Below are 19,644 nucleotides of genomic sequence, written 5' to 3' on the forward strand. Positions count from 1 at the left end.
GCGGGCAGGTCCGCCGGGGGGGAGACGACGGGCCTAGAAGGTCACGCCCAGACGCACGCCGTAGGTGCGCGGCGGCGCGTAGAAGTCGGCGTTGCCGTTCGTGGCGAGGCCCGTGGTGGCGTTCGGCGACGAGGCGGTGCGGACGTCCTCGTTCTCGATGTTCCGCACGTAGCCCTGCAGGGTCCATCGGTCGTCGGCGCTGGCGTAGGTCAGGCTGACGTCGCTCTTGGTGAAGCTGTCCTGCTTGTTCTGGGCGAAGCCGTGATATTCGAGGTTCTTGCCGCTTTCGTAGTGGGTCTGGACCCGCCCGGTCAGCGTGCCGCCGAACGACAGGTCCCAGGTGTGCTGGTAGCCGAGGTTCACCGTCCAGGCCGGGGTCCGGGCCATGCGGCAGCCCGAGAAGTCGGTCGAGCGCGGGGCGGCGGCGGCGAAGTTGGCCGTGTAGCAGCCCGCCACCGTGGCGTTGGCGTTGTTGTTGGAGAACGAGTCGCCCAGCGGCAGGATGAAGTCGGTGTATTCGGCGTGGATCCAACCCAGCGTGGCGTCGATCCGGTCATGCTCGGTCAGCACGAGATTGCTTTCCAGTTCCAGGCCGTAGACCCGGGCCTTGTCGGCGTTCAGCGTGACGGTGGCGTTCTGGCCGGCGATGACGCCAACCGCCGAGACCTGGAAGTCCTTGTAGTCGTAGAGGAAGGCCGAGGCGTTGAGCTGCAGCCGGTTGTCGAGGAAGCGGTTCTTCACCCCGGCTTCGTACGAGGTGATCTTCTCCGGCTCGTAGGTGTTCTGCCCCACCCCATCGAAATAGCCCCCCGCCTTGTAGCCGGTGGCGACGTTGGCGTAGAGCATCGAGTCCGGCGTCAGGTCGAAGTCGGCGCCGAGCTTCCAGTTGGTGGCGTCCCACTTGGCGTCGGCTATGTTGAGCACCACGGTCGAGGTGATGGCCCCCGCCGCATTGGTCAGGAAGGTGCCGCCGTTGCGAGCCTTCTGATCCTCCGTGTAGCGCAGGCCCGCGGTGAGCCGCAGGCGATCCGTCACCGCATAGGTTCCCTGGCCGAACGCCGCCCAGGACTCCGCCGTCACTTCCGGCTGGATGAACGACAGGTAGGAGTTGGTCGCCAGGAACACCCGGAAATCGACGTTGTTGTCCTCGGTGAACCGATACAGGCCCACCACCCACTTCAGGTCGCCGGTCTCGCCGCCCAGCCGCAGTTCGTGCGACCAGGTGTGGTCCTTGCCCTTGAAATAGTTGGGCGCGCCGGTGCTGGCGTTCTCGCCGTTACGGTCCAGGCGCGAGAAGTTGTAGCCCATCAGATAGGTCAGGGTCGCGAAGCCCAGGTCCCAGTTGGCCTCGCCGCCGGTGCTGAAGAACCGGTTGTTGCGATAGAGGTTGACCGAGCAGTTGCACGTCCACGGATCACCGGTCACCCGCGTCGTGCCGTAGGTCTGGTCGCCGCCGCCGGCTCCGCCCTGGTGCAGGTAGTCAGCGGTCAGGCGCACCGAGAACACGTCGCTGGGCTTCCACAGCGCCTGCACACGGGCCGACTTGTCGTCCTGGTCGTAGCGGTCGTTGCCGCCCGTGCCCGGGCCCTTATTGAGGGCGGTGACATAGCCGTCGTGGCGGCTCTGCTGGAAGGCGGCCCGCACCGCAAGGGTGTCGCCGACCGGGATATTGACCGCGCCGCTGGTGGTCAGGGCCCCGTAGTTGCCGACATCGACCGATCCATAGCCTTCGTAGTCGCCGAGCCTGGGCTTCTTGGTGATGACATTGATCGCCCCGGCCGTGGCGTTACGGCCGTACAGCGTGCCCTGCGGGCCGCGCAGCACTTCCACCCGGTCGATGTCGTAGAACAGCGAACCCACCGAGGTGGAGCGTGCGATGTAGATGCCGTCGATGTGGTAGGCCACCGCCGGGTCGCCGACCTCGGTGGTGTTGGTGCTGCCGATGCCGCGCAGGAAGATCTGGGCCGCGCCGCCGCCGCTCGAGGTGATCTGCAGGGCCGGCACCTGGCTGCCCAGGTCGACCACCGACTTGATCCCCTGGGACTCCAGCTTCTCGCCGGTCACCGCCGAGACGGTCAAAGGGGTTTTCTGCAGGTTCTCGCTGCGGCGCTGGGCGGTGACCACCACCTCGTCGAGCTGAACCTGGGTCGTATCCTGAGCGTACGCCATCGGTGCGTGAAGTCCCGCGATCGCCACGGCGGTCGAAGCCAAGAGCATGGTGCGCATGTTGTTCCCCTTTCCTGCGCAGCCGTTCGAGAACCGGCGCGGACGCGCCGGCCGGCGAACCGGCTGCCTGACGGACGCCGCGTCGCGACGACCAGTTGTTTCCTCCACCCCTGTCCCGGGGTTTTGCCTGACGCCGTCGCAGCGCGTTTGGCGCGCCACGACAACGTTGTCTTAATTAGACATCACGTGACGACAACGTTGTCTATGAGATTTTCAAAGACACCGCTGTCTAGAATTTCACGCCCCAAAACGGCAATTTTACAGGAAGCGCCTTCTACGATTTGCCGCTAGGCGGCAATGATCCATCACAACCAGGGATGGGGTTGCGCGGCGCGGCGATGGAGGCGCGGTCCACGACCCGGAAGTCCAGCTGCCGCATCAGGGTGCGGCCACGGAATCGTTTGTCGCCGAAACCGTCGATCAGCATCTCGGCCGCCGCCTCGGCCATCTCGGCGACGGGCTGGTGGACTGTCGTCAATCTCGGCCACGCCGACGCCGCGACGGGACTGTCGTCGAAGCCCACCACGGACAACGCGCCGGGAACCGACAGTCCGCGCTTGGCGGCGGCGGCCAGCACGCCCACCGCCATACCGTCGTTGGCCGCGAAGATCGCCGTCGGCGGGGTGGGAAGGTCCAGCAACCGCTCGGCGGCCTCGAAGCCCGAGAGGCTCCCGAAATCCCCGGACTGGATCCAGTCGGCATCGGGCGTGACGCCGCGCGACACCAGGGCGGCCAGATAGCCGTTGCGGCGGCGGGCGGCCGCCATGTGCTCCTGCGGCCCGTCGAGGAACGCGATCCGTCTATGGCCCAGATCCAGAAGCCGGCCGGTAATCTCCTGGGCCGCCAGGGTGTCGTCCATGAACACATAGGGCGAACGCCCAAAATCGCCGCCGGGGGCGATGCGGACATAGGCCAGGCCCTGGCTCTCGACCACGTCGAGCAGCTCGGGATCGTCGCAAACGGGCGGCGTCAGGATCAGGCCGTCGAAACGGCCGGCGCGCAAGGTCTGGATCAGCGTGTCGCGGACCTCGCCGGCGCCGTCTCCGACCTGCTCGACCACCAGCTGATAGCCGGCGCGGCGACAGGCGCGCATCGCGCCCGCCTGGATTTCGCCGATATAGTGGTAGGCGCCCATCCTCAGGAAGATCACGCCGATCAGGTAGCTGCGCCGGCTGGAAAGCAGGCGGGCGGCGACATTGGGACGATAGCCGAGCCGGGCGATCAGATCCTCGACCCGGGCCCGCGCCTCCGGCCCCACCCCTTCCTCGCGATTGACCACCCGCGAGACCGTCTTGATCGAGACACCCGCCTGCCGGGCGATGTCGACGATCGTGACGCCTTCCGCCCCCTCCCCCTTCGGTCCTCGTCTTGGCATGGTCCGAGCTTAGCGGAGTCGCGGATGGGAAGCGAGTTGGCCTGGCCGCCCGTCCCCGCTAAGCGAGTCGATAGAGGCCCGCGCCGTGCCGGGGCAGTTGCGCCGAGAACCGCCCCGCCGTCCGACCGAGATCCCCGCGCGTCCAGAGATCCCGCACCGACGCCGAGGCCGGCAGGCCGACGAGCTTCAGGTCGACCCCGACCTCGCGCGGCTTTTCGCCGGTATTGAACAGCGCCAGATAGGCGTCGCCGTTGGCGGCCTTGGCGGTCCAGACACGCATGCCGTCCTCGACGAAGTGTGGGCGGTTGTCACGCGAGGCCTGGTTGACGGCGATGACCTCGGGATTGGTCAGCAGGGCCTTGGTCGGCGCATCGAGATGGCGCAGGTCCCCACCCATGATCAGGGGCGAGCGGGCGATCGACCACAGGGTCATCAAGGTGCGCTGCTCGTCGGGGGTGAACTTGGTGTCGCGCTCGCCCAGGGCGAGGCGGCCCAGCGGCAGCATGTCGGCGTCGGGCCAGCCGCCGTCGCCCATGTAGGGCGACCAGTTTTCCAGACGGGTGAACTGGGCGTCCAGCATGTTCCAGTCGTCCCAGAAGTCGTCCGAGATCCGCCACATCTGGGCATGCTGGCGCGCGTGGGGGCCGCGCACGACCGGGGTCTCGCCCGGGGACATGGACAGGATCATCGGCCGTCCGGTGCGGCCAATGGCGCGGTGAATCGCCTCGATCTCGGCCATGTGGGAGTCATAGGGACGGCTGAGATCGTCGACCTTGACGAAGTCCACGCCCCACGACGCCAACAGCGCAAAGACGCTGTCGTAATAGGCCTGGGCGCCGGGCTTGCTCATGTCGACCCCGTACATGTCGGGGTTCCAGGGACAGATGCTGCGCTTGTCGACAATGTCGGCCAGGCTGATGTTCGTGCCCAGAACCTTCAGGCCGCGCTCGACCGCCAGGCGCGGGGCGCCGCGCATCAGGTGAACGCCGAATCGCAGGCCAAGAGCGTGGACCTTGTCGGCCAGCGGCTTGAAGCCCTTACCGCCGGCGCTGGACGGGAAGCGGTTTGGGGCGGGCAGCAGCCGGCCGTGGTCGTCCAGCGTCGGGACCGGCTTGGCGGCGTAGGTATAGCTGCTGGCGCCCGGCTCGTACCATTGGATGTCGACGGTCAGGATGTCATAGCCGGCGGGCCGCAGCTCGCGGGCCATGATGCTCGCCTGCTCCAGGGTCTGGGCCTCGGTGATGGTGGTGGCGAAGCTGTTCCAGCTGTTCCAGCCCATCGGCGGCGTCGGCGCCAGGAGCGGAGCTTTCTTCGCTGCGCGCCTTGCGGGCGCGGGCTTGGCGGCGGTGGCGACGGCGGGCAGCGCCGCCAAGCCCGCGGATGCGCCCAGCAGGCCACGACGACTCAGGTTCGTTTTCATTTTCGAGGCGCTCCCCACGCGGAATTTGGCGACGATGATCCAGCGCTTTCGGCCGGTGGCGAGCCTACGCGACACACCTGGCACGGCGACACCCTGCCCATCGGCGCTAGGCTTACATCCGAACGATGTCGCCGTTCAATACTATTGTCTGACTTATACCGCGCCGCCACCCGATCGAATTTGCGGATCGATTTTTGCGTCCATGGGTGTTTTTCCCAGGGCCATGCACGACGAAGAATTGTTCGGACTGGGTTTCCGGCCCGTACGAGCGATTTTCACCATCAACGACGCGCTTGACAATCTCAAAACTCCGACAAATCATGTATAAAAATATGTTCAAATATAAAATGGCGGGAGGTGCACATGACACCGACAAGACGCGCGCTATTTCGGGGCTGCGCCGCGGCGGGCTTGATGGGCGCTTCGACGGCTTCAGCCGCGGACCTGGTTCCAGCCGGGTTCGACCAGATCGCCCAGGGGCCGTTCGAACCGACCTGGGATTCCCTCAACGCGGGCTATCGGACGCCGGACTGGTTCCGGGACGCCAAGTTCGGGCTGTGGGCGCACTGGGGCGCCCAGTGCGTGCCGGAAGCGGGCGACTGGTACGCCCGCAACATGTACCTGCCCGACCAGGCCGCCTACGCCCACCACCTGAAACACTACGGCCATCCGGCGGATACGGGCTTCATCGACATCTATCCCCGATGGCGGGCCGAAAACTGGAACCCGGACGACCTGCTGGACCTCTATGCGAAGGCCGGCGCGAAGTACTTCGTGGCCATGGCCAACCACCACGACAACTTCGACGCCTTCCACTCCAGGTTCCATGACTGGAACTCGGTTCGTCTCGGTCCCCGGAAGGACATCATCGGCTTGTGGGCCAAGGCGGCCCGAAAGCAGGGTCTGCGCTTCGGCGTCTCCAACCATTCGGCGCACGCCTGGCACTGGTTCCAGACCGCCTATGGCTATGATCCCGAAGGACCGCGCAAGGGCGAACGCTATGACGCCTTCAAGCGGTTCGCGGCGGACGGGCGGGGAAAATGGTGGGAGGGCCTTGATCCGCAGCAGCTCTACGGCGGCCCGGTCATGCCGTTGCCGGACGGTTTCGACACAGTCGCCGACGCCAATAAATGGCACGAGGCCAACGACCGCGTCTGGAGCGAGAAGGCCCCGCTGAACAATCCCGCCTTCACCCGCCAATGGTATCTGAGGTGCAAGGACCTGATCGACAGCTACAAGCCGGACCTCGTCTATTTCGACAACTTCGACCTGCCGCTCGAACAGGCCGGCCTGGACATCGCCGCGCACTACTACAACGCCTCGCTGCAGTGGCGGGGCAAGCTCGAGGCGGTGATCAATATCAAGCCTCACGACACCCATCGCGCGGGCATCGTCGCCGACGTCGAGCGCGGCCTGCGCAGCGAGATCAGCGCCGAGCCCTGGCAGACCGACACCTGCATCGGCGACTGGCACTACAACCGCCGGGTCTTCGAGGAAAAACGCTACCTGCCGGCGGCGGAGGTCATCCACAGGCTCTGCGACATCGTCTCCAAGAACGGCAACCTGCTGCTCAGCATTCCCGTGCGCGGCGACGGCACGATCGACTCCGAGGAGCGGCGCATCGTCGAGGAGATCGCCGCCTGGATGGGCCGGTTCTCCGATGCGATCCACGGTACGCGGCCCTGGCTGGCCTTCGGCGAGGGCCCCACGGTCGTGGCCAGCGGCATGTTCAGCGAGGGTCGGCAGAAGCCATTCACGCCCCAGGACATCCGCTTCACGACGAAGGGCGCGGCGCTGTATGCGATCACCCTGGGCCGGCCGGAAGGCGGACAGGTCGTGGTCGCCACGCTCGCCAGCAACGGGCGCCACGCCAAGCGCCCAGTGCGCCGGGTGACCCTGGTCGGCGAAAAGACGCCCTTGCCGTTCCACCAGGACCGGGCCGGCCTGCGCGTGACCGTGCCCGACGCCGCGCTGCATCCGTTCGGCGTCGCGCTCAGGATCGACGGGGTCCTATAGCGCCGACACGCGTCCGTTTCCGGAAGCCAGCGGCCGAACGATGTGGACAGCACATCGTTCGGCGCGGATTGGGAGGCGTCCAGGCGAGCAAGCCGATCCGTTGACGATGCTCGCCCGGGGAGAAGCGTGGCGCCGCGTCAGAACTTGGCGCTGAGCACCAGGCGCACGTCGCGACCGGGCATGACCACGGAGTCCTTGTTCAGGGCGGTGGCGTTACGGATCGTCTCGTCGGCGAGGTTGTGGCCCACCAGCAGCAGTTCGATCCCGGGCTTGGCCTTGAACGGCTTCCACCGAACCTGGGCGTCGACGGAGGTGTAGCCGTCGGTCGCCAGGTCGGCCACGCCGACATGGTCCTGCGCCGACACGGCCAGCACCAGGAAGCTGGCGTCGATCGAGTCGTTGGCCCAGTCGAGACCGCCGCCGAAGCGGCCCGGCTGGATCCGCGGCACGTCGCCGCCGCCGCCCGTGAACTTGGCTCGGACATAGTCGCCTAGCACCTGGCCCGACAGCTTGCCGCCCGCCACCGAGGTCAGCGGGAAGAAGGCCTTGGCCTCCACGCCCCAGAAGTTGGCGTCGCGCTGGCCGTAGTTGAGCTCCTTGAGTTCGCCGGTTCCGCCCGCCTCGCAGACCCCGTCCTCGTCGCACATGCGCCCCGTCAGAGCGCCGTAGATGTAGTTGTCGAAATGCGCGCCCCAGACCGAAGCCTCGATGCGGCCTTCCAAGCCGAGCTTGTAGCGCGCGGTGGCCTCCAGGGAGTTGGCGCGTTCGATCTTCAGGTCCGGATCGCCGGTCTCGAACGTCGCCGGTCCGTCGTGCGGGCCGCGGGCGAAGAGTTCCGTCTGGGCCGGCGCGCGCGCCGCCGAGGCGGCCGTCAGGCCCAGGCGCAGGGCGTCGGAGGCGTCGTAGGTGAAGCCCGCCGAGACGCTGAACGGCGTATAGTCGCGGCTGGTCTCGATCCCCGTGGCCGGCGTGCCGTCGATCTTGACGTGCTCGACCCGCGCCGCGCCCTGGAACTGCAGGGCGCCGACCGGCGCCTCCACGAACGCGAAGGCCGCCGCGCTCTGGGTGTGGGTGGGCAGCAGATAGTCGGCCCCTTCGCCGAGGGCGCTGAACTTGCGATCCTGGAACTGGACGCCGAGCGCCGAGGCCGAGAGCGGGCCCGTCGCGCCGAACAGCGCCTCAACCCGTCCGTCCCACTCCTTGTTGTTGAAGGTGGACAGCACCTGGTTGCCTTCCGGGTCGATCTCGCTGTGGGTGTAATCGGCATAGCCGGCGTCGACGTTCACCCGCTGCAGGACTCCGTCGCCAAACTTGAACGACCCGCCGAACGCGCCCTTGTCCTGCTTCATGCGGATGAAGGTGTCGTCGGACGGAATGCCGTAGCGGGCCTCGTAGTGCGTGCCGCTGGCGCCGACGCGGCTGTCGTCACCGAAGAAGTACGAAGCGCCCCCGGAATAGCCGTTGCCGCGGAAGAACGAGTTCGGCTGGACGCCATCGGGCGTCTTGTAGTCACTGGCCCGCCGGCCGAAGCCGTCCAGGTGGACCGCGAACGGCCCCTGCCCCGCGTCGAGGCTGACCGTGCCCTCGCCGGTCGCCGCGCCCGTGGAATAGGCCGTCGTGGCCTCGCCCTCGATCCCGTCGATCGGCTTGAGGGGAATGCGGTTGTTGATGACGTTGACGACGCCGCCGATCGCCTGGCTGCCGTAGCGCAGGGTGGCCGCGCCGCGCACGACCTCGATCTGCTGCGCGGCCAGCGGGTCGATCGGCACGCCGTGGTCAGGACCGACGTCCGAGACGTCCGAACTGGAGAGGCCGTTCTCGGCCAGCTTCACGCGCTGGGCGTCCATGCCACGGATCACCGGACGGCTGGCGCCGGCCGCGAAACCGGTCCCGGCGACGCCCGGCACGTTGCGCAGGGCGTCGGCCAGGCTGGCCCCGCCATTGCTCAGCACCTGATCGCGGCTCACCTGCTCGACGATGGTCGCGAAACGGTCGGGATCGCCGGCCAGGGGTGAGGCGGTGATCACCACCTCGGACACCGAATGGCCCAGGTCCTGGGCGCCGGCCTGGCTGGCGCAGGCCAACAGAACGCCGGCCCCGGCCGCCGTCAGCAACATCGTACGCAGTCGCATCTCATCCTCGCAAATAAGGCCCCGAGCGTCATCTATGTTATATCATAACATTGGCCAAGCTATTTTTCCAAAGCTGGACACCGGGCGGGTTCGTCGCGCTTTGGGCGCCGCTCGGCAGGTCGCTGATCGCCCAGGGCGACAGGTTCCGGCCCGCGCTCCGGACCGGATCAGACGATCCCGCGCCAGAGCCCCGCCGAGCTTGTCGATCGTTCCCCGACATGGCTCGCCGCCGCGATCAGCGGCGGCGGCAGGGCGACGGCGCGACCCCAACCCCGCCAGCCCTCCACGCCGATAGAGAAGCTTGGCGCTAAGGACAGAAAAACTCGGTTTTCAATCCCTACTAACTAGATAGGTGTTGCGCCATCGAAACCGGCGTTTCGCCGTGGCGTCACCCGCCGACACAGGGGATAGTTCAGTGATCAAGCGTCTTCTCATCGGAACCGCGGCGGGCGCCTTGGGCGCGGCGTTCGTGACGGGGGCCTACGCCCAGGCCGCCGGCGACACCGAACTGGAGCAGGTGGTCGTCACCGCCCAGCGTCGCGAGCAATCGGCCCAGGACGTCGGCATCGCCCTGTCGGTGATCTCCGGTGAGCAGCTGGCGGCACGGGGCGTGACCAACGTCAACCAGCTGCAGTACCAGACGCCCAGCCTCGAGGTCGTGCCGGCCTTCGGCGGCGGCCAGCCGCAGTTCCGCCTGCGCGGCGTCGGCTTCGACGACTACGCCACCAACAACACCCCGACCGTCGGCATCTATGTCGACGAGGTCGCCTACCCCGTGCCGGCCGCCACCCAGGGCGTGCTCTACGACCTTGACCGGGTGGAAGTGCTGCGTGGCCCGCAAGGCACGCTGTACGGCCGCAACACCACCGGCGGCGCGATCAACTTCATCACCCGGCGTCCCACCGACCGCCTGTCGGCCGGCCTTGCCGCCGAATACGGCCGGTTCGACAGCGCCAAGGTCGAGGGCTTCGTGTCTGGACCGATCAGCCAGACCCTGAAGGGCCGCCTGTCCGCGGTGACCGAACAGGGCGGCGCGTGGCAACGCAACCGGGTCACCGGCGAAAAGCTCGGCGACGCCGACCGCAGCGCCGTCCGCGGCCAGTTGGACTGGTCCCCGACCGACAAGGTCGACGTGCTGCTGAACGCCCACTACGGCCGAGACAAGTCCGACGGCCAGGGCCTCTACCTGCTCGACGTTCCCGGCCAGGTCGGCGACACCCGCTACAACGCCACCGGCTGGGGCGTCTCCTCGACCTTCGCGGCCCTGGCTGGCGTGTCGCCGGACGCCAGGCCTCAGCGGGACAACACCTCCGGCGGCGGCTCGATCACCGCCAATATCGACCTGGGCTTCGCCAAGCTGACCAGCATCAGCAGCTACGAGAACCTAGAACGCCGCGAGCTGAACGACTGGGACGCCAGACCGACCTCGGAGTCCGACACCTTCTGGGGCAGCGACGTCGACGTCCATTCGCAGGAGGTGCGGCTGGCCTCCAAGGGCGCCGGCCCGCTGAGCTGGGTGGCCGGCGGCTACTACAGCCACCAGACCCTGGACGAGACCTTCCTGACCGACTTTAGCCAGAGCCTGGGCTTCATAACCCACACCTCCTACCGCCAGAAGGTCGAGTCGATCAGCGGCTTCGGCCAGGCTGAATACGCCCTCACCCCGCGGCTGAAAGCGATCCTGGGACTGCGCTACGAGCACGAGGAGCGCGACCTGGAGAACTTCGCCACCAAGATCGGCGGGGCGCCGCTGTTCAACAACGGCGATCGCCACACCTCGCTGAACGAACTGTCGGGCAAGGCCGGCGTCGAGTTCCAGGCCGACGACAACGTCCTGCTCTACGCCAATGTCAGCCGGGGCGTGAAGTCGGGTGGCTTCACCGTCTACAACTCGCCCCAGTCCGACCAGATCAACGCCTTCAAGCCCGAAGTGGCCTGGGCGTACGAGGCCGGCTTCAAGGGCGACCTGGCGCGGAACCTGCGCCTGAACGGCTCGGTGTTCTACTACGACTACCGTAACCAGCAGGTGCTGGGCGTGGTCATCAACCCGACGAACGGCGCCATCGGCCGGATCACCAACGCGCCGAAGTCCGAGATCTACGGCGGCGAGCTGGAACTGCAGTGGACTCCGTTCCACGGCCTGCAGATCACCCAGACCGCCAGCTACAAGAAGGGCTCCTACAAGACCTTCGACGACGTCGACGCCAGCTCGGTGGTCAGGGATCCGGTCACTGGCCTCTGGACCGGCCAGACGATCGACAAGTCAGGCGTGGCCCTGGACTTCCCGCGCATCAGCTATGGCGGCGCGGTCAGCTACACCTGGGCCGTCGGGAACTTCGACGTGCAGGCGGCCACCGACTACGCCTATCGCGACAAGGCTCCGTCGTTCCTGGGCGCGGAATACACCGTGGCCTCCTACTGGCTGGCCAACGCCAACCTGACGATCCAGCCGAAGGAAGGGCCCTGGAGCCTGGGCCTGTGGGGCCGCAACATCTTCAACGAGAAGTACGACGTCACCCGCAACTACTTCCTCACCTCGGCCAAGATCGGCGCCGCCGGCCGTCCGGCCACCTATGGCGTGCGCGCCAGTTACGCTTTCTAACCCTTCCACCCTTCCCTCGCCTCGGGCCCCTGCTTGGCGGTCCGAGGCGTCGATGCTCAAGTACGAGCCGCCTTTTTGGGATCTTCGTGATGATCAAGACCCTGTTGCTGATCCTGGGCGGCCTGGCGGCCCTCGTCGTGGTGGTCGGCCTCGTCGGCTGGCTGCTGTTGCGCGGCCCCGACATTCCCTACGAGACGCTCGAAGCCAAGTACGCCACCGCGGCCTCGCACTATGCCGACCTGCCCGGCGGGGTGCGCCTGCACTACAAGGACGAAGGCAAGGCCGACGGGCCCGTGCTGATGCTGGTCCACGGCTTCGGCGACTCGCACTTTTCCTGGGAGGGATGGGTCGCGCGCCTCTCGGACCGCTACCGGATCATCACCGTCGACCTGCCTGGCCACGGCCTGACCCGCGCCCCGGCCGGCTATGTCGCCACCAGCGACGGCTACGCCGACCTGATCGACGCCCTGGCCGCCAAGCTGGCGCTGCCGCGGTTCGCCATCGCCGGCAATTCGATGGGCGGCGGCGTGGCCTGGCAAACGGCCGCGCGCTATCCGGACCGCGTGGACGCCCTGGTGCTGGCCGACGCCGCCGGCTGGCCCGCCGAAACCCTGAAGAAGCCCCCGCTGGCCTTCAAGTTGCTCAAGTACGCATGGGGCCGCGCCTTCCTGCGGTCGATCGACAACAAGCCGCTGATCCGCTCGGGCCTGCGCGGCCAGGTCGGGGATCCCGCCGTGATCACCGACGCCTTCATCGACCGCTGGGCCGAACTGCAGCGCGCGCCCGGCCACCGCGCCATCCTGATGTCGATCCAACCCGGCAAGCACGGCCAGGCCACCAAGGAGACCCTCGCGACGATCAAGGTCCCGACCCTGGTCCTGCACGGCGAGATCGACCCGATCATCGAGGTCTCGGCCGGCCGCAAGTTCGCCGACGCCATCCCGGGCGCCAAGCTGATCATCTATCCCAAGGTCGGCCACTTGCCGCAGGTGGAGATTCCCCAGCGTTCGGCCGACGACGTCGCCGCCTTCCTGGCCGCCCATCCGGCCCCGTAGCGCAAAAGGGCGCGCCCGGCTGGCGCGTCCGCCTTCGCCGATTAGAGTAACCCCATGCGCGTCGACTACCTGGGCAATCCCGTCACCGTCTCGACCGACGCCTCGCTGGCGGCGGTGAACGATTTCGTCGATGGCTTCCTGGCCTACGAGACCCGGGCGGCGAACGTCTTGTCGGCGGCCGACGCCGATCCCGCCAGCGCCCTGCTCAACGTCTATGCCGGCGTGCTGTGGTTGTTGCTGGAATCGCCCGAAGGCCCGGGTCGGGCCGCGCCCTATGTCGGCAAGGCCCTCGCCGCGCGGTCCGCCGCCCATCCGCGCGAGCAGGCCGCGGTCGACTTCCTGCTCGCCTGGTTCGACGACGACATCCCCCGCGCCCTGGCCATGGCGGACGCGATCCTGGCCGCCTGGCCGCGCGACCTGCTGATCCTCAAGCTGCGCCAGTACCACGACTTCAATCGCGGCGACTTTCCCGCCATGCTGCGCGCGGCCGCCAGCGTCGGCGCCGCCAACGCCGACGTCGCCCACTGGCACGGCATGGCGGCCTTCGCCTACGAGCAGTGCCATCTGCTGGACGAGGCCGAGGCCGCCGCTCGTCGCGCCCTGAGCCTGCGGCCCAAGGAGCCCTGGGCCCAGCACGCCCTGGCCCACGTCATGCTCACCCAGGGACGCATCGACGAAGGCGCCCGGTTCCTGGAAGGCGCGCGCGACACCTGGACGGGCCTGAACTCGTTCATGGACACGCATCTCTGGTGGCACCTGGCGCTGTTCTATCTCAGCCAGGGTCGGTTCGACCGGGCGCTCGACGCCTACGACCAGCATTGCTGGACCCAAGAGAAGGACTATTCCCAGGACCAGGTCGGCGCGGTCTCGCTGCTGGCCCGCCTGGAATGGGCCGGCGTCGATGTCGGCGGGCGTTGGAACGACGTCGCCGACCACCTGGCCCGGCGCGGCGACGACGTCGTCCAGCCGTTCCTGACCCTGCAGTATCTCTATGGCCTGGCCCGGGCCGGCCGAGACGAGGCCGATAGCCTGCTGGCGGCCGTGCGCCACAAGGCGAGGCAGGCGCCCGACTTCGCCCGCGCGGCCTGGCGCGACGCCGCCCTGCCCGCCGCCGAAGGCCTGGTCGCCCACGCCCGCGGCGACTTCGAAGCCGCCGTCCAGGGCCTGCGTATCGCCCTGCCCCGGATGATCGAGGTCGGCGGCAGCCATGCCCAGCGCGACCTCTTCGAACAGATCGCCCTGGACGCCGCGATCCGCTCGGGTCGCCTGTCCGAGGCCCAGCAGGCGCTGGAACTGCGGCGAGGCTTCGATCCCGACGGCGTGCCGCTGAATCGCATGCTGGCCGAGGTCTACGACCGGCTGGATCTGCCGGCCGAGGCGGCCAAGGCCCGAGCCCGGGTCGAGCGCAGACTGGCGGCCCTGGCGTGAAACCCGCGAAGATCCTGGGCGCGATCCTGGCCGCCTGCATGCTCGTCCTGCTGGGCGCGCCGCATCCCGCGCTGGCCAAGGACAGCCTGACCCTGGCCCTGCAACTGGAGCCGCCCAATCTCGACCCGACCTCGGGCGCGGCGGTGGCCATCGACGAGGTGGTCTACGCCAATGTCTTCGAGGGCCTGGTCCGGCTGGACCGCGACGGCGCGATCAAGCCCCTGCTGGCGACGTACTGGGAAATCGCTCCCGACGGCCTGACCTACACCTTCCGCCTGCGCGACGGCGTGCGCTTCCAGGACGGCGTCCCTTTCGACGCGGATGTCGTCAAGTTCAGCCTCGAGCGGGCCATCGCGCCGGCGTCCACCAACGTCCAGAAGCAGGCGCTGAGCGTCATCCGCCGGGTCGAGGTCATCGACCCCCGCACCGTCAAGCTGCATCTGGCGCGGGCCGACAGCAACCTGCTCGCCGTCCTGGCCTTGGGCGACGCGGTGATGGTCTCGCCCCGCTCGGCCGCGACCCTGGCGACCGCGCCCGTCGGGACGGGCCCGTTCAGGTTCGCCGGCTGGCGGCGCGGCGACGCGGTGACCCTGACGCGCAACGACGCCTACTGGGGCCGCCCCGCCAGGCTGCGCCAGGTGGTCTTCAAGTTCATCGCCGATCCGGCCGCGGCCTTCGCGGCGATCAGGACCCACGAGGTCGACGCCTTCCCCGACTATCCCGCGCCCGAGAACCTGGCCCAGCTTCGCACCGATCCCTCACTGAGGGTGATCTCAGCCTCCAGCGAGGGCGAGGTGATCCTGGCGATCAACAACCGCAAGGGTCCGCTGGCCGACGTCCGCGTGCGGCGGGCCATCCAGCACGCCCTGGACCGACGGGCGATCATCGACGGGGCGATGTACGGCTATGGCGTTCCGATCGGCAGCCACTTCCCGCCGCAGAACGCCGCCTACGTCGACCTGACCGGCCTCTATCCGCACGATGTCGCCAAGGCCAAGGCGCTGCTGGCGCAGGCGGGCCATCCCGACGGCTTTTCCCTGAGCCTGAAGCTGCCGCCGCCCAACTACGCCCGCCGCAGCGGCGAGATCGTCGCCTCGCAGCTGGCGGCGGTGGGGATCAAGGTCAGGATCGAGAACCTGGAATGGGCCCAGTGGCTGGACCAGGTCTTCGGCCGCCACGCCTTCGACCTGACCGTGGTCAGCCACGCCGAGCCGATGGACTACGACATCTACGACCGGCCCGACTACTATTTCGGCTATGGCGACGCCGACTTCCACGGCCTGATGACGGCGTTGAAGGCCACGACCGACGAGGGCCAGCGCACCGTCATCCTGCAGCGGATCCAGCGCAAGATCGCCGACGACGCGGTCAACGGCTTCCTGTTCCAGTTTCCGCGCCTGGGCGTTTTCGACGCGAGACTGAAAGACTTCTGGGTCAATTCGCCGACCCTGACGGTGGATCTGCACGCCGCCCATTTCGATGCGCCCGGCGGCGCGGCGGGCGAGGCCGCGATCACCACGGCCAGCGGGGCCGGCGCGGCCCTCGGCGTCCTGGCCGGCCTGGCCCTCGCGGCGGGCCTGATCGCCCTGCTGGTCCGCTTCGGCGCCGCCTATCTGGGCGGGCGCGCCCTGATCATGGCCCTGACCCTGCTGGCCGCCAGCCTGGTGGTGTTCGCCATCATCCAGGTCGTGCCTGGCGACCCGGCCGCCTACATGCTGGGCCTGAACGCCAATCCCGAGGCCGTGGCCAACCTGCGCCACCAGATGGGCCTGGAGGGACCGGCGCCGCAGCGCTACCTCGCCTGGCTATGGGGCCTGCTGCGCGGCGACCTGGGCGTCAGCTATACCTACCAGACGCCGGTGGCGGGCCTGGTGGCCGAACGCCTGGCCGTCTCCCTGCCCCTGGCGATGGCGGCCATGGCGCTGTCGGTGCTGATCGGCGCGCCGATCGGGGCGCTGGCGGCGGCCAGGCGCGGCGGCGTGGCCGACGCGACGGTGATGGGCCTGACGCAGATCGGCGTGGCCATTCCCAACTTCTGGTTCGGCGTCCTGCTGGTGATGGCCTTCTCGATGGGCCTGCGCTGGTTCTCGGCCGGCGGCTTCCCGGGCTGGGAGGCCGGATTCTGGCCGGCGCTCAAGGCCCTGACCCTGCCCGCCCTGGCGCTCGCCGTGCCCCAGGCGGCGATCATCGCCCGCGTCGCCCGCTCGGCCCTGATCGACACCCTGGCCGAGGACTACATGCGCACGGCCCGGGCCAAGGGCCTGTCGCCCAGCCAGGCCCTCTGGCGCCACGGCCTGCCCAACGCCCTGATCCCGCTCCTGACCATCCTTGGCCTGCAGTTCCCGTTCCTGCTGGCCGGCGGCGTGATCATCGAGAACGTCTTCTTCCTGCCGGGCCTGGGAAGGCTGGTGCTGCAGGCCATCACCCAGCGCGACCTGATCGTCGTGCAGGGCGTGGTCATGCTGCTGATCTTCGCCGTGACCGCCACCACCTTCCTGGTCGACGCGGCCTATGTGCTGGTCGATCCCCGGCTGCGCGGGAGGAGCCGGTCATGAACTCCCGCTCCGTGAGCCTGATCCTCGGCGCCGCGATCACGGCGCTCTTCGTCCTGGCCGCCCTGGGCTCGCTGGCCTGGACGCCCTACGATGTCGCGGCCTTCGACATCGCCCACCGCCTGCAAGGCCCCTCGGCCGCCCATTGGCTGGGGACCGACCATTTCGGTCGTGACGTGCTGTCGATGATCCTGACGGGCGCGCGCAGCGCCCTGGCCGTCTCCCTGGTGGCGGTGCTGCTGGGCGCGGGCGTCGGCGTGCCGCTGGGCCTGCAGGCGGCGGCCCGCCGCGGCTGGACCGACGAGCTGGTGATGCGCGCCAACGACGTGGTTTTCGCCTTCCCCTCGCTGATCCTGGCCATCCTGCTGACCGCCGTGCGGGGGCCCGGCGCGATCAACGCGGTGATCGCCATCGGCGTCTTCAACATCCCGGTCTTCGCCCGCCTGACGCGAGGCGCCGCGCTCGACCTCTGGACCCGCGACTACATGCTGGCCGCGCGCACGGCGGGCAAGGGCCGGGCGCGGATTTCCTGGGAGCACGTCCTACCGGGCTTGCTGAGCCTGCTGATCGTCCAGGCGACCCTGCAGTTCTCGCTGGGGATCATCGCCGAGGCGGGCCTGTCCTATGTCGGTCTGGGCGTCCAGCCGCCGGACGCCAGCTGGGGCAAGATGCTGGCCGACGCCCAGACCCTGATCAGCCTCTCGCCCCTGCAGGCCATCGTCCCGGGCCTGGCCATCGTCGTCACCGTCCTGGGCCTGAACCTGCTGGGCGACGGCCTGCGCGACCGGCTCGATCCGCGCCTGGACGGGGAGCGCTGACATGCCCCTGCTGGCGATCGAGACGCTGAACGTGACCATCGGCGACCGGCCGATCCTGCGGGACGTCTCCCTGGCGCTGGAGCCCAGTCAGGTGCTGGGGGTGGTCGGCGAGTCCGGCTCGGGCAAGTCGATGACCGCCCTGGCCATCCTGGGCCTGCTGCCGCGCGGGGCGAAAACCTCGGGCGCGGTCCGTTTCGAGGGCCAGGACATCAGCGGCCTTTCCGAGACCGAGCTTTGTCGCATGCGCGGCGCGCGGATCGGCATGGTCTTCCAGGAGCCGATGACCGCCCTCAATCCGGTGATGACCATCGGCGACCAGGTGGCCGAGGTCGTGCGCCTGCACAAGGGCGGCTCGCGGGCCCAGGCCCTGGCGGCGGCGCGCGGGGCGCTGGACCGCGTGGGCCTGCCCGCCGACCGCTTCGCGCTGAACCGCTACCCGCACGAGCTGTCGGGCGGCCAGCGCCAGCGCGTGGCCATCGCCATCGCCATCGTCCTGTCGCCCCGGCTGATCATCGCCGACGAGCCGACCACCGCCCTCGACGTCACCACCCAGGCCCAGGTCCTGGACCTGCTGCGGACCCTGGTGCGCGAGGATGGCGCCGCCCTGATGCTGGTCAGCCACGACCTGGCGGTGGTCGCCGAGATCGCCGATCGCGTGGCGGTCATGAAGGACGGGGCGATCGTCGAACAGGACGAGACCACCGCCCTGTTCGCCAACCTCGTCCATCCCTATAGCCGCGCCCTGGCCGCCGACGCCGCGCGCGTTGTGGTCCGGCGCGGAGGTCCCGACCTCGCGGCCCCGCCGGTGCTGGAAGCCAAGGCCGTGGTTCGGGACTATCCCGGCCCGCGCCGCCTGCTGCGCGCCGGCCCCGCCTTCCGCGCGGTGTCCGAGGTCAGCCTGGCGATCCGGCCGGGCGAGATCGTCGGCCTGGTCGGCGAGTCCGGCTGCGGCAAGTCGACCCTGCTGCGAACGCTGCTGGCCCTGGAGGCGCCGCAAGGCGGCGAGGTCGAGCTGGTTGGCCGACGGTTCTCGCCCGCCGCCCCGCGCGCCCTGCGCCGCCACGTCCAGGTGGTGTTCCAGGACCCGCACGGCAGTTTCGACCCGCGCTGGACCGTGGAGCGGCTGGTCGCCGAGCCCCTGCACCTGCTCGACGCCAGGCCAAGGCCGGTCGAACGCCGGGCCATGGTCGAAAAGGTCTTGGCCCAGGTCGGCTTGCCGCCCGAAGCGGCCGACCGCCATCCGCACCAGTTCTCGGGCGGACAGCGCCAGCGGATCGCCATCGCGCGCGCCTTGATCGCCAGGCCGTCGGTGATCGCCCTCGACGAGGCCGTCTCGGCGCTGGACGTCACCGTGCGGGCCGAGGTGCTGGACCTGCTGGCCAGGCTCTCGGACGACCTGGGCCTGGCCTACCTGTTCGTCTCGCACGACATGGGGGTGGTGCGCGGCCTGACGGACCGCGTGCTGGTGATGAGGGCGGGCCGGATCGTCGAGGAGGGGCCGACAGCCGAGGTCTTCGCCCGTCCGAAGCATCCGTATACGGCGCAGCTGATCGCCGCGACACCGGACCTGGAAAGGGCCTTGGCCGCCAGGGCCTAGAGCGGATCGGGGTTCCTGGCGAATTTCGACCCGTTGCGGACCTTCAGTATCCCTCTCTCAAAGAGAGAGGGTCTTGGCGCGAGCACGGCCCTGATCAGCGGGCGCTTCAAAGGTCCGACACCCGCCCTTCTGAGACGTTCGGAATGTTCGCTTGTCGGATCGCCGCTCCGCCCCGTCGGATGGGGCTGGATGGATTGAAGTTTTGATCGCGGGACGAGCGGCTTTGACGGGGATCCAGCAGGCCGCATCCCCGTCGCCGGCGCTGCGAACCTCAACTCGTTCAACACCCTAAAGAAAAAGCAGCGTCACCAACGCGCCAGTCCTCAAACCGCCCGCACAATGGACCCTGTCTCCATCGCGGGGGAGGGCTCTTGGTACCGGCCCAAGCAGGCGATGGGGATGGAACCGAGCGGGGCCGCCTGG

At 68.7% G+C, this 19,644-nt stretch carries 11 protein-coding genes; 7 read left to right on the forward strand and 4 right to left on the reverse strand.

Features of this window, described 5'->3' with window-relative positions; all coding sequences use genetic code 11:
• Nucleotides 1-33: 33 nt before the first annotated feature.
• From AC07NX_RS05990 to AC07NX_RS06000, 3 genes are all read right to left on the reverse strand, one after another.
• Nucleotides 34-2,169, reverse strand: a complete 2,136-nt coding sequence (locus AC07NX_RS05990) for a TonB-dependent receptor (RefSeq protein ID WP_494639997.1) — start codon at nucleotides 2,167-2,169, stop codon at nucleotides 34-36.
• A gap of 331 nt (nucleotides 2,170-2,500) precedes the next feature.
• Nucleotides 2,501-3,601 carry a LacI family DNA-binding transcriptional regulator gene (locus AC07NX_RS05995; protein WP_494639999.1) on the reverse strand — a complete coding sequence of 367 codons (1,101 nt, stop codon included), beginning with the start codon at nucleotides 3,599-3,601 and terminating at the stop codon, nucleotides 2,501-2,503.
• A gap of 58 nt (nucleotides 3,602-3,659) precedes the next feature.
• Nucleotides 3,660-5,021 carry a glycoside hydrolase family 27 protein gene (locus tag AC07NX_RS06000; protein ID WP_494640002.1) on the reverse strand — a complete coding sequence of 454 codons (1,362 nt, stop codon included), beginning with the start codon at nucleotides 5,019-5,021 and terminating at the stop codon, nucleotides 3,660-3,662.
• Between the two features lie 363 nt (nucleotides 5,022-5,384).
• Between AC07NX_RS06000 and AC07NX_RS06005 the strand changes: the two genes are divergently transcribed.
• Entirely contained in the window at nucleotides 5,385-7,037 is a 1,653-nt protein-coding gene (locus AC07NX_RS06005; protein WP_494640004.1) for an alpha-L-fucosidase, read from the forward strand.
• Nucleotides 7,038-7,174: 137 nt separating this feature from the next.
• Here the strand turns inward: AC07NX_RS06005 and AC07NX_RS06010 are convergent, their stop codons facing one another.
• A complete protein-coding gene (locus AC07NX_RS06010) occupies nucleotides 7,175-9,169 on the reverse strand; it encodes a TonB-dependent receptor (RefSeq protein ID WP_494640006.1) in 1,995 nt (664 codons plus the stop codon).
• 415 nt (nucleotides 9,170-9,584) lie between these two features.
• Here AC07NX_RS06010 and AC07NX_RS06015 point away from each other — a divergent pair, with 415 nt between their 5' ends.
• The 6 genes from AC07NX_RS06015 to AC07NX_RS06040 all read left to right on the forward strand — a co-directional run bounded on the left by AC07NX_RS06015 (nucleotide 9,585) and on the right by AC07NX_RS06040 (nucleotide 19,221).
• The gene (locus tag AC07NX_RS06015) at nucleotides 9,585-11,771 is read left to right on the forward strand and encodes a TonB-dependent receptor (protein WP_494640008.1); all 2,187 of its coding nucleotides are present in this window, start codon (nucleotides 9,585-9,587) and stop codon (nucleotides 11,769-11,771) included.
• An 89-nt stretch (nucleotides 11,772-11,860) separates the two neighbouring features.
• Nucleotides 11,861-12,826, forward strand: a complete 966-nt coding sequence (locus AC07NX_RS06020) for an alpha/beta fold hydrolase (protein ID WP_494640010.1) — start codon at nucleotides 11,861-11,863, stop codon at nucleotides 12,824-12,826.
• 54 nt (nucleotides 12,827-12,880) lie between these two features.
• Nucleotides 12,881-14,254, forward strand: a complete 1,374-nt coding sequence (locus AC07NX_RS06025) for a tetratricopeptide repeat protein (protein ID WP_494640012.1) — start codon at nucleotides 12,881-12,883, stop codon at nucleotides 14,252-14,254.
• Nucleotides 14,251-16,809 (forward strand): ABC transporter substrate-binding protein, encoded by a 2,559-nt coding sequence (locus tag AC07NX_RS06030; RefSeq protein WP_494640014.1) that lies wholly within the window; start codon nucleotides 14,251-14,253, stop codon nucleotides 16,807-16,809. The genes AC07NX_RS06025 and AC07NX_RS06030 overlap by 4 nt, the downstream gene beginning before the upstream one ends.
• A complete protein-coding gene (locus AC07NX_RS06035; RefSeq protein ID WP_494640016.1) occupies nucleotides 16,806-17,624 on the forward strand; it encodes an ABC transporter permease in 819 nt (272 codons plus the stop codon). Before AC07NX_RS06030 ends, AC07NX_RS06035 begins: the two co-directional genes overlap by 4 nt.
• 1 nt (nucleotide 17,625) lies before the next feature.
• Nucleotides 17,626-19,221 carry an ABC transporter ATP-binding protein gene (locus AC07NX_RS06040; RefSeq protein ID WP_494640018.1) on the forward strand — a complete coding sequence of 532 codons (1,596 nt, stop codon included), beginning with the start codon at nucleotides 17,626-17,628 and terminating at the stop codon, nucleotides 19,219-19,221.
• The last annotated feature ends 423 nt before the right edge of the window (nucleotides 19,222-19,644 follow it).

The sequence above is a fragment of the Caulobacter sp. GW821-FHT09A05 genome, from assembly GCF_059418465.1.